Raw genomic sequence first — 12,069 nt, forward strand, 5'->3', positions numbered from 1 at the left:
TATAGGATTTGATTAATACTTACATTTTCAGCAAAACACGTTTGATGACCTTTTAACGTGTCTAAATCCGGCACAAGTATAAACTTTTCAACATCCACATATGAGGTGGATTCTAACAAAAACAATGGGTATTTTCTATCAAAAGTGGTAACAATATCGTTTGTTACCGAAATCTCAAGGGATAGATTCTAAAATCATCATTTCATTTGGTAAAACATAGTAATTGTAAAATATTTTATCACAAAACAATACAACCACACGAACATATAGTTCCACTTAATCATTAAAATAATGAAATAAGTAGAATTATCAAGCCGCGTATATAATTTGAAAATAATAGACTTCTGATAAGTACTGTCAGATCATAGTTTACAGGAATACCTCATCATAAGACGGAATAATCTTTGCATCGTAAACGTGAGTGGCCGCAAATACATCGTCTTTCTTTATCAACAACCAGTCTTTATCCTGATCATCCATATTGGTATGTATAAGGACAAATAGCCCTTTGAGTTTATGCCCGTGTAACTTGAATTCAAGTATTCCATTTTTAATAGCAGCGGAAATGTTACGATTATTACCAACGTAAGCATAGGTTCCACTATCCCATATTTCCACCGTACCTGCTCCATAGTTACCTTCCGGTATAACTCCTTCAAAGTGCGCATAACTCAAGGGGTGGTCTTCTACTTCTATGGCCAACCTCTTATCTTTTGGATTCATGGAAGGTCCTTTAGGCACCACCCAACTTTTTAATACTCCATCCACTTCCAAACGAAAATCGAAATGAAAATGACTGGCATCATGCTTCTGAACAACAAAAACAGGCATTCGATTGGGAGTTTCCACCGTATCCGCCATCGGTTCCGGTGTTTTACCGAATTGCCTTTTTGCCCGGTACTCTTTGAGGTTAATCATAGAGGCTTCAACCGCCTGCTTTTCTACCATTTTGATGTTTTTTCCTTCATCGGGAGAATTCTTTGCCATAATCTGTATTTTTTAGGTGAATAAAAAAACGAATGATTCAATGTGACAACAATCAGTATATCTGTTTGTTTGTCGAAATTCATCTATTTTAATGGCTTTAGAACTGCATTTAAGTTTGCTAACTTATTTTTAGTCTTCTCCCTTTCTTACTGCCTGCATAGTGGGTACAAAAATCCCTTTCAATCGTCCTTTTATAAAAGTATAAAAGCAATTGGAAGGAAATGAATAAAAAGAGATTAATCGGATATCTGTTCGTCACGATGTCTGTTGGTTGTATTCAGGCGCAGGAACAGAAGTCTTCTGTACCCGAATACAAGCTATGGTACGACTGTCCCGCACAGGTATGGACCGAGGCATTACCCCTTGGGAATGGTCGTTTGGGGGCCATGGTATATGGAACACCAGGCACAGAACAAATACAACTAAACGAAGAAAGCATTTGGGCGGGACGTCCCAATAATAACGCCAATCCGGATGCACTGGAATATATTCCGAAAGTGCGTGAGCTGGTCTTTGCCGGAAAATATCTTGAAGCACAGACACTGGCCACAGAGAAGGTGATGGCAAAGACTAATTCAGGAATGCCATACCAAAGTTTTGGTGACCTGCGAATCGCTTTTCCAGGTCATACACGTTATTCCAATTATTACAGGGAATTAAGTCTGGATTCCGCACGTGCAATCGTACGTTATGAAGTAGACGGAGTGCAGTATCAACGCGAAACGATTACTTCATTTACCGATCAGGTAGTAATGGTACGACTGACCGCCAATCGTCCCGGACAAATTACTTTCAATGCACAACTCACTTCCCCTCACCAGGATGTTATGATCGCTTCTGAAGAGGGAAACTGTGTGACACTCTCGGGAGTCTCTTCCTTGCATGAAGGATTGAAAGGAAAAGTAGAATTTCAAGGCAGATTGACTGCTAAAAATAAAGGTGGGAAAATAGCTTGTGCCGATGGAATACTTTCTGTTGAGAAAGCCGACGAAGCGGTTATCTATGTATCCATTGCAACTAATTTCAACAACTATCAAGACATCACCGGTAATCAGACAGAGCGGGCAAAGAATTATTTGGCGAAAGCAATGGTTCATCCGTTCATTGAATCGAAGAAGAATCATGTTGATTTTTACCGACAATATCTGACACGCGTTTCTCTTGATTTGGGACGAGACCAATATGCGAATGTAACCACCGATAAGCGTGTGGAGAATTTCAAAAACACCAATGACACACATCTGGTTGCCACCTATTTTCAATTCGGACGTTATTTGTTGATCTGTTCTTCCCAACCGGGAGGACAACCCGCCAATTTACAAGGAATTTGGAATGACAAATTATTCCCTTCCTGGGATAGCAAATATACTTGTAACATCAATTTGGAAATGAATTACTGGCCTTCGGAAGTAACGAATCTAAGTGAACTGAATGAACCGTTATTCCGTCTGATAAAAGAAGTGAGTGACACAGGTAAAGAGACGGCTAAGATTATGTATGGAGCCAACGGATGGGTGTTGCATCATAACACGGATATATGGCGTATTACAGGAGCAGTTGACAAAGCTCCTTCGGGTATGTGGCCCAGTGGTGGCGCATGGCTTTGCCGACATCTTTGGGAGCGTTATCTATACACCGGAGATGTGGAATTCCTGCGTTCTGTCTATCCGATACTGAAAGAGTCCGGACGTTTCTTTGATGAAATTATGGTGAAAGAACCCGTACACAACTGGCTGGTAGTCTGCCCCAGTAATTCACCGGAGAATGTACATTCGGGAAGTAACGGGAAAGCTACTACAGCTGCCGGATGCACCATGGACAACCAATTGATTTTCGATCTTTGGACAGCAATTATATCTGCTTCTCAAATACTGGATACAGATCAGGAGTTTGCCTCTCATCTGACACAACGTCTCAAAGAAATGGCTCCCATGCAGGTGGGACATTGGGGGCAATTACAAGAGTGGATGTTCGACTGGGATGATCCGAAGGACGTACACCGTCACATTTCTCATTTGTACGGACTCTTCCCCAGCAATCAGATTTCCCCTTACCGTACTCCTGAACTATTTGATGCAGCACGTACTTCTCTGATTCATCGTGGCGACCCGTCGACCGGGTGGAGCATGGGATGGAAAGTTTGCCTTTGGGCACGCCTGCTTGATGGCGACCACGCCTACAAGCTGATAACTGACCAGCTGACTCTCGTACGCAATGAAAAGAAAAAAGGAGGCACCTACCCTAACCTGTTCGATGCGCACCCACCATTTCAGATTGATGGAAACTTTGGTTGTGCCGCGGGTATTGCAGAGATGTTGATGCAAAGTTACGATGGTTTTATATATTTGCTTCCTGCGCTGCCTACCGTTTGGACAGAAGGTTCTATCAAAGGAATTATTGCCCGTGGAGGTTTCGAACTTGATTTGAGTTGGAAAAACGGGAGAGTCAGCCGGCTGGTTGTCAAATCTCATAAGGGAGGAAATTGTCGTCTACGTTCGCTCAATCCATTAACCGGGAATGGCTTGAAGCGTGCCAAAGGTGAAAATCCGAACCCTCTTTATGCAGTCCCCACCATTCCGGAGCCATTGATTAACGAAAAGGCCAACTTGAACAAAGTGGAAATTGCAGAGACATACCTCTATGACCTACCTACCAAAGCAGGAAAAGAATATGTATTGATTGGAAAATAATAACTCGACCGATATGAACAAAAACTTATTGAAACTGATTGTCGCCTGTGGAACTGCTTGTTTCCTAGCTTGCGCAGCACCTCAAAAAACAGAAACGGAAAAATGGAGTGAACGCATGGCACGCTCCGAAATGAAACGTTTCCCCGAACCCTGGATGATTGAAAAAGCTAAAAAACCACGCTGGGGATATACCCACGGATTAGTAGTGAAATCCATGTTGGAAGAATGGAAACATACCGGGGACAGCGTATATTATGAGTATGCCAAGATATATGCAGATAGTCTGATCGATGCTGACGGACATATCAAAACCATGAAATATCTTTCATTCAATATTGATAATGTCAACGGTGGAAAGATTCTTTTCGATCTTTACGCACAGACTGGAGACGAACGCTACAAAATAGCCATGGATACTTTGCGTAAGCAAATGGCAGAGCAACCCCGTACCAGTGAGGGAGGATTCTGGCATAAATTGAGATATCCTCATCAAATGTGGCTGGACGGAATTTTTATGGCTTCTCCTTATCTGGTTCAATATGGTGCTACTTTTAATGAGCCCGCTTTATTTGACGAAGCAACAAAACAGATTCTTTTGATAAATAGCAAGACTTATGATCCTGCAACAGGGCTTTTTTATCACGGATGGGATGAAAGTCGCGAACAGAAATGGTCAAATCCTGAAACAGGTTGCTCTCCTAATTTTTGGAGTCGCAGTATCGGATGGTATGGAGCTGCTATTGTAGATGTACTGGACTTCCTGCCACAGGAAACAGCCGGACGCGACAGCATTATACAAATTCTGCAGGGATTGGCAAAAGCGATTGTGAAATACCAAGATCCTTCATCCGGAACCTGGTATCAGGTAACCGATCAGGGAGCACGTGAAGGTAATTATTTGGAATCATCTGCCACTGCCCTGTTTATCTATACGCTTGCCAAAGCTATCAATAAAGGATATATTGGCAACGAATATATCGAACCGACACAAAAAGCCTTTGACGGAATGGTAAAGACATTTACCCGTTTGGAAGAGGATGGCAGCTATACAATTACCAATTGCTGTGCTGTTGCAGGATTGGGCGGAGATTCAAAAAGATATCGTGACGGCTCATTTGAGTATTATATCAGTGAACCGATTATAGAAAATGATCCGAAATCGGTAGGTTCATTCATCTTGGCTGCTATTGAGTATGAGAAAATGACTAAAAAATAAACTAAAAACGATAAAATACAATGAGAAAATTCAAGATTATTCCCCTTTTGTTGCTGCTATTGACAATGGCAACTTCGGCTGCAGCACAGAAGAAAACACAAAAGACGTATATCCCCTGGGACAACGGCAAACTCATAGTTTCCGAAGAGGGACGTTACCTGAAACACGAAAACGGTGCTCCTTTCTTTTGGTTAGGAGAAACCGGTTGGCTATTGCCCGAACGCTTGAACCGGGATGAAGCCGAATATTACCTGGAACAATGCAAACGTCGCGGATACAACGTGATTCAGGTTCAAACGTTGAACAATGTTCCGTCTATGAATATCTACGGACAATATTCGATGATTGACGGATACAACTTCAAAAAACATCAATCAAAAAGGCGTATACGGTTATTGGGATCACATGGATTACATCATCCGTACAGCAGCAAAGAAGGGACAATATATCGGCATGGTCTGCATTTGGGGAAGCCCGGTGAACCGGGGCGAGATGACTGTAGAACAGGCAAAAGCATACGGCAAGTTTTTGGCAGAGCGTTATAAGGACGAACCGAATATTATCTGGTTTATTGGTGGAGATATCCGTGGCGACGTGAAAACTGCTGAATGGGAAGCTTTGGCAACCTCTATCAAAGCTATCGACAAAAATCACCTGATGACATTCCATCCACGTGGAAGAACAACTTCCGCAACTTGGTTCAATAACGCTCCCTGGTTGGATTTCAACATGTTTCAAAGCGGACATCGTCGCTACGGGCAACGTTTCGGAGATGGTGACTACCCTATCGAAGAAAATACGGAAGAAGATAACTGGCGTTTTGTAGAACGCAGCCTGGCCATGAAACCCATGAAGCCTGTGATTGACGGTGAACCGATCTATGAAGAAATACCTCATGGTCTGCACGATGAAAACGAACTGTTGTGGAAGGATTATGACGTACGTCGTTATGCTTATTGGTCTGTATTTGCAGGTTCTTTCGGACATACTTACGGTCATAATTCCATCATGCAATTTATCAAACCGGGTGTAGGTGGTGCTTATGGTGCAAAGAAACCTTGGTATGATGCGTTGAATGATCCGGGCTACAATCAGATGAAGTATCTGAAAAACCTGATGTTGACTTTCCCGTTCTTCGAACGCATACCCGATCAGTCTATCATCACAGGACAGAATGGAGAACGTTATGACCGCGCTATCGCTACACGTGGAAATGATTATCTGATGGTATACAACTATACCGGACGTCCGATGGAAGTTGATTTCAGCAAGATTAGCGGCGCAAAAAAGAATGCCTGGTGGTACACCACGAAAGATGGTAAACTGGAATACATCGGAGAATTTGATAACGGAGTGCACAAATTCCAGCACGACAGTGGTTATTGCAGTGGAAACGATCATATTCTGATTGTAGTGGATAGTAGTAAGAACTATGTAGAGAAGGCCTGGACAGAATTACCAAATGCACAACAAAAATGGGCTAAATAATTTTGTATTATTAGGCACAGATTACACGGATTTCACGGCTTTCAGAATGACAGATAAGTAAAACGACAGCGTTAATCCATGCAATCCGTGCCTAAATTTATTATATAAACGAATTATGAGAACATACTTATGAATAAAAGAATAGTATCATTTTTCTTTCTTCTGCTCTTTGCAGGTTCACTATACGCAGCCATAGGTATAACTGACCTGCGAACGGAGCAGTTGAAAAATCCGGCAGGTATCGATGTGCGCCAACCCCGATTGAGTTGGCGCATCGAATCGGATGAACAGAATGTGATACAAACTGCGTATCACATTCTTGTCGCATCTTCCCCGGAGCTATTGGAACAAGGGAAAGGAGATATTTGGGATTCAGGAAAGATTGAATCTGACGCTTCCCAATGGATCACTTATCAGGGAAAAATATTAAAATGTAATGCTCCCTACTATTGGAAAGTGAAAATAGACACCACCAAAGGTGCAACAAATTGGAGTGCTCCGGCTTTCTGGACCACCGGACTATTTAATGAAGCAGATTGGCAAGGACAATGGATCGGCTTGGACAGGGCCGCTCCCGGAGACAGCGAAACACAATGGAGCCGTTTGGCAGCCCGTTATCTCCGTAAAGAGTTTGCAGTAAAGAAAAGTGTGAAACGTGCCACAGTACATATCGCCGGAATGGGATTGTACGAGTTGTTTATCAACGGACAACGCATCGGCAATCAAGTACTGGTACCTGCTCCTACCGACTACCGGAAAACAATTCTGTACAACACATACGATGTTACTTCACTGCTTCAAACAGAAAATGCTATTGGAGTAACTCTCGGAAATGGTCGCTTCTATACGATGCGTCAGAACTATAAACCGTATAAGATACCGACTTTCGGTTATCCTAAACTCCGGTTGAATCTGATTGTGGAATATGCAGACGGCAGCAAAGAAACGATTGCTACAAACACTTCATGGAAATTGACTACTGAAGGTCCTATCCGTAGCAATAATGAATATGATGGCGAAGAATATGATGCCCGTAAAGAGCTAGGAGCCTGGACTCAAACCGGATATGATGACAAAAACTGGATGCCGGCCCAACGTGTCAGTATTCCTTCAGGAACATTGCGCGCACAAATGATGCCGGGCATGAAAGTTACAGAAACCCTGAAGCCCGTTTCTATTAAAAAGCTTGGTAACAAATATATCCTGGATATCGGTCAGAATATGGCGGGCTGGGTACGTTTCCGGATAAAAGGACAGGCTGGCGATAGCATCCGTCTCCGTTTTGCAGAAAGTCTGCAAGACAATGGCGAACTTTATACAAGAAACTTCAGGGATGCCCGTTCTACAGATGTATATGTTGTCAGCGGACGCGAAACAAAAGATGCTACCTGGGCACCTCGTTTTATTTATCATGGATTCCGTTATGTAGAAGTCAGCGGTTATCCGAATGCGAAGGCAGAAGATTTCGTTGCCGAAGTAGTAGAAGATGAAATGGAGCATATCGGTACTTTCAACTGTTCTGACGAAACTCTGAATAAGATTATCCGTAATGCATTTTGGGGAATCCGGAGCAACTATAAAGGGATGCCGGTTGACTGTCCGCAACGGAATGAACGCCAACCATGGTTGGGTGACCGTACCATGGGCTGTTGGGGAGAAAGCATGCTTTTCGATAATTACGCCATGTATACCAAATGGACGCGTGACATCCGTGAAGCACAACGGGAAGACGGCTGTATTCCTGATGTAGCCCCAGCATACTGGAACTACTACTCGGACAATGTGACTTGGCCTGCCGCTTTACCAATGGCCTGCGACATGCTTTTCACAAACTTTGGAGATAAACGTCCGATCGAAGAGAATTATCCGGCTATCAAGAAGTGGGTATCTCATATCCGTGAATACTACATGACAGAGGATCTTATCATCACCAAAGATAAATATGGTGACTGGTGCGTTCCACCCGAATCACTGGAGTTAATTCATAGCAAGGACCCTTCCCGCAAGACTGACGGAGCTCTGATCGCAACCGCTTATTATCTGAAAGTATTACAACTGATGCACCGCTTTGCAAGCCTGCAAGGGCTGAAAGCTGACGCAGAAGAATGGGAAGATTTGGAACATCGCATGAAAGACGCATTCAATGCCCGTTTTCTTCACGTAAAGGAAGGTACCTCTCCCGTACCGGGACATACCTTATATCCGGATAGTATTTTCTATGGTAACAACACAGTTACTGCCAATATCTTGCCACTTGCTTTTGGTCTAGTGCCAAAGAACTATATCAATGAAGTAGCTAAAAATGCCGTAACTTCCATTATTACAACCAACAAGGGACATATAAGTACCGGAGTGATCGGCGTACAATGGTTATTGCGTGAATTGAGCCGTCGCGGCCATGCCAATGTAGCTTATCTACTGGCTACCAATAAAACATATCCTTCCTGGGGATATATGGTTGAAAAAGGTGCTACCACTATTTGGGAGTTATGGAACGGTGATACGGCAAATCCTGAAATGAATAGCGGTAATCACGTGATGCTTTTAGGTGATTTATTACCGTGGTGCTTCAATAACTTGGCAGGTATCCGTGCGGACCGCTGGAAGTCCGGTTACAAGCATATCGTCTTCCAGCCGGCTTTTGAAATTCAGGAGTTGAGTAACGTGGATGCATCGTACATAAGTATCTACGGAAAAATAACCAGCCGATGGACAAAGACTCCCACACATTTGGAATGGGATATCGAACTTCCCGCCAATACGACGGGGGAAGTACATCTTCCGGATGGACGGAAAGAAAAAATCGGATCAGGAAAATATCATTTCAGTGTAGACATTCCCACCCGGAATACGGCTATTCTGACTGATGAATTTCTGTACGAAAACGCTTCTTTCCCCGAATGTCACGGAGCTACGATAGTAGAGCTGAAAAATGGTGATCTCGTAGCCTCTTTCTTCGGAGGAACCAAAGAGCGCAATCCGGATTGTTGCATCTGGGTATGTCGTAAACCTAAAGGCTCTAAAGAATGGACCGCCCCCAAACTTGCTGCCGACGGTGTGTTTTCACTCAAAGACTCACAAGCAGTATTAGCTGGAATCGATTCAACCTGTACCCCGGTGAAAGATGCAAAAGGAACACTTATTGCCCGCAGAAAAGCTTGCTGGAACCCAGTTCTTTTCCAGATTCCCGGAGGTGACCTGATTCTGTTTTATAAAATAGGTTTGAAAGTGAGCGACTGGACAGGATGGCTTGTCCGTTCACGCGACGGAGGAAAAACCTGGAGCAAACGCGAAGCGCTTCCGAAAGGTTTTCTTGGACCTATTAAGAATAAACCGGAATATATCAATGGGCGTATCATCTGCCCTTCCAGTACGGAAGGAAGTAACGGATGGCGTGTCCATTTCGAGATTTCCGATGATAAAGGCAAGACCTGGAAGATGGTCGGACCACTGGATGCCGAGTTATCTGTCCCCACCCAAAATCGTAAAAAGGGAGGTGTGAATGTGGATGACCAGGAAGGCGGAGAAGCGATCGAAGGAGAAGGAGCCAAACCTGTTTATGCAATACAACCCAGTATTTTGAAGCATAAGGATGGAAGATTACAGATACTCTGTCGTACACGTAACGCACAGGTAGCAACTGCGTGGAGCAGTGATAATGGTGACACATGGAGTAAAGTTACGTTGCTGGATGTCCCGAATAATAATTCCGGTACGGATGCCGTGACAATGAAAGACGGTAGACATATCCTTATCTACAATAATTTCTCTACATTGCCCGGAACTCCGAAAGGTCCGCGTACTCCGCTCTGTGTGGCCGTTTCAGAAGATGGTATCAATTGGCAGCCTGTTCTTACATTAGAAGATAGTCCGATCAGCCAATACTCTTACCCTAGCATTATTCAGGGGAAAGACGGGAAGCTGCATGCCATTTATACATGGCGCCGTCAACGAATTAAATATGCAGAGATAGATCCGACGAAGTTTTAAATATTGAACGATCATCTGAATGAAATCGACCGCTCCTTTGCCCGCAAAAGAGCGGTCGATTCTTGTATTTATCCATTTTATACTTTACATTTGCCAATAAATAAAAAATAACGATGGCAGATAATTACATAGAAAGACAACAGGAACAATACGAAGCCCGAAAAGCTGCTTGGAAACAAGCACAAAAATATGGTAAGAAGAAACTAACAGCAGTACGTCCGGCTGAATCGAAGTCTCACACTTCAACGGTTTCAAAACCGGAGGATTCAAAAAGAAGAGTATTTATAACAGGCGGAGCGGAAGGAATAGGCAAAGCAATAGTAGAAGCTTTTTGCCTAGCTGGAAATCAAGTTGCCTTTTGTGATATAAACGAAACATCGGGACAGGAGACTGCGAAGGCAACCGGGGCTATGTTCCATAAGGTCGACGTAAGTGATAAAAACGCACTTGAAAGTTGTATGCAAACCATTCTTGCCGAATGGAACGATATTGATATTATTGTCAACAACGTCGGTATCAGCAAATTTTCTTCTATCACAGAAACAAGTGTAGAGGATTTCGACAAAATTCTTTCTATTAACCTGCGTCCTGTATTCATCACTTCCCGGCTGCTTGCCATCCATCGTAAAAAGCAGCCCTCTCCCAACCCATACGGCCGAATTATAAATATCTGCTCTACACGTTATCTGATGAGTGAACCGGGAAGTGAAGGGTATGCAGCATCGAAAGGTGGTATCTATTCTTTGACTCATGCATTGGCTTTGTCTTTATCCGAATGGAATATCACCGTAAATTCCATTGCTCCGGGATGGATACAGACTCATGATTATGATCAACTCCAACCGGAAGACCATTCACAGCATCCTTCACGCCGGGTAGGCAAACCGGAAGATATTGCCCGCATGTGTCTGTTTCTCTGCGAGGAAAACAATGATTTCATCAATGGAGAAAACATCACTATTGACGGGGGAATGACGAAAAAGATGATTTATATTGAATAAAAATCTATCACTTTAATGAATACTATCGTATTTGTTAAGGTCTTTTGGGCACGATAACAAATACGATAGTATCCACTATTTATTGCATTAATATTCTTCGAGCAACTTCCACTCCAGTTTTCACTATCGAAGCAGCATGATGGAACTCCAACATATCATACGTATCGCCGGAAATTTGAATTAAGATATCCGGCTGACAACGTTCTATCTGATAACGGGTGATTTGCTGCATCATCATCCTGGAAGATTCTGTCAACAGATTATAAGGAGATACTTTCTTTTTCTTTCCGGTATCAATGGGTGCATTCACATCGACAGCTATCAGAATGTCTCCTTCAGTGCGTTGCACATGACTCAATGGAAGAGGATTCAGAATACCTCCATCAATCAATACCATACCGTCTTTTCTTAATGGGCGGAAAAGCATAGGGATAGAAATAGACGCACGGATAGCTTCATGTAAGCTCCCTCTGTCAAACCTGACTTCCTGATCGCGGACAATATCCGTAGCCATCGCTACATAAGGGACAGGCAGGTCTTCAATATTCATGTCCGGAATAATTTGTTTCAGTTCTTTAATAAAACGGTCACCTTTCACTAATCCATCCCGGCTTAAGGTAAGATCCGCCAATTCCCACATCTTGCGTTTGTCCCAACTATACAGCCATTCTTTACATTCTTCCATTTTTCCTGAAGC

6 protein-coding genes and 1 pseudogene are annotated in these 12,069 nt (G+C 43.1%); 5 read left to right on the forward strand and 2 right to left on the reverse strand.

Features of this window, described 5'->3' with window-relative positions; genetic code table 11:
- Window positions 1–369 precede the first annotated feature (369 nt).
- Window positions 370–987, reverse strand: coding sequence for a DNA polymerase ligase N-terminal domain-containing protein (locus BXY_RS03045; protein WP_004308227.1), 618 nt, complete (start codon window positions 985–987; stop codon window positions 370–372).
- A 221-nt stretch (window positions 988–1,208) separates the two neighbouring features.
- Here BXY_RS03045 and BXY_RS03050 point away from each other — a divergent pair, with 221 nt between their 5' ends.
- The 5 genes and pseudogenes from BXY_RS03050 to BXY_RS03070 all read left to right on the forward strand — a co-directional run bounded on the left by BXY_RS03050 (window position 1,209) and on the right by BXY_RS03070 (window position 11,372).
- A complete protein-coding gene (locus BXY_RS03050; RefSeq protein ID WP_015531194.1) occupies window positions 1,209–3,677 on the forward strand; it encodes a glycoside hydrolase family 95 protein in 2,469 nt (822 codons plus the stop codon).
- A gap of 13 nt (window positions 3,678–3,690) precedes the next feature.
- Window positions 3,691–4,893, forward strand: coding sequence for a glycoside hydrolase family 88/105 protein (locus BXY_RS03055; RefSeq protein WP_008771002.1), 1,203 nt, complete (start codon window positions 3,691–3,693; stop codon window positions 4,891–4,893).
- Window positions 4,894–4,913: 20 nt separating this feature from the next.
- A pseudogene (locus tag BXY_RS03060) lies at window positions 4,914–6,381 on the forward strand (glycoside hydrolase family 140 protein).
- Window positions 6,382–6,510: 129 nt separating this feature from the next.
- A complete protein-coding gene (locus tag BXY_RS03065) occupies window positions 6,511–10,371 on the forward strand; it encodes a family 78 glycoside hydrolase catalytic domain (RefSeq protein WP_015531197.1) in 3,861 nt (1,286 codons plus the stop codon).
- Window positions 10,372–10,484: 113 nt separating this feature from the next.
- The gene (locus BXY_RS03070) at window positions 10,485–11,372 is read left to right on the forward strand and encodes an SDR family NAD(P)-dependent oxidoreductase (protein ID WP_015531198.1); all 888 of its coding nucleotides are present in this window, start codon (window positions 10,485–10,487) and stop codon (window positions 11,370–11,372) included.
- A gap of 79 nt (window positions 11,373–11,451) precedes the next feature.
- On the opposite strand, the gene BXY_RS03075 is transcribed toward BXY_RS03070, so the two are convergent.
- On the reverse strand, window positions 11,452–12,069 hold a 618-nt coding region (locus BXY_RS03075; RefSeq protein ID WP_208946744.1), incomplete at its 5' end, for a patatin-like phospholipase family protein.

Origin of the sequence: Bacteroides xylanisolvens XB1A (assembly GCF_000210075.1) — a bacterium.
GTDB classification, from domain to species: domain Bacteria; phylum Bacteroidota; class Bacteroidia; order Bacteroidales; family Bacteroidaceae; genus Bacteroides; species Bacteroides xylanisolvens.

What these genes read in the sequence shown, in the direction of transcription:
- BXY_RS03055 (WP_008771002.1), top strand. Translation starts at nt 3,691, where the DNA reads ATGAACAAAAACTTATTGAAACTGATTGTCGCCTGTGGAACTGCTTGT.
- BXY_RS03065 (WP_015531197.1), top strand. Translation starts at nt 6,511, where the DNA reads ATGAATAAAAGAATAGTATCATTTTTCTTTCTTCTGCTCTTTGCAGGT.
- BXY_RS03070 (WP_015531198.1), top strand. Translation starts at nt 10,485, where the DNA reads ATGGCAGATAATTACATAGAAAGACAACAGGAACAATACGAAGCCCGA.
- BXY_RS03045 (WP_004308227.1), bottom strand. Translation starts at nt 987, where the DNA reads ATGGCAAAGAATTCTCCCGATGAAGGAAAAAACATCAAAATGGTAGAA.
- BXY_RS03050 (WP_015531194.1), top strand. Translation starts at nt 1,209, where the DNA reads ATGAATAAAAAGAGATTAATCGGATATCTGTTCGTCACGATGTCTGTT.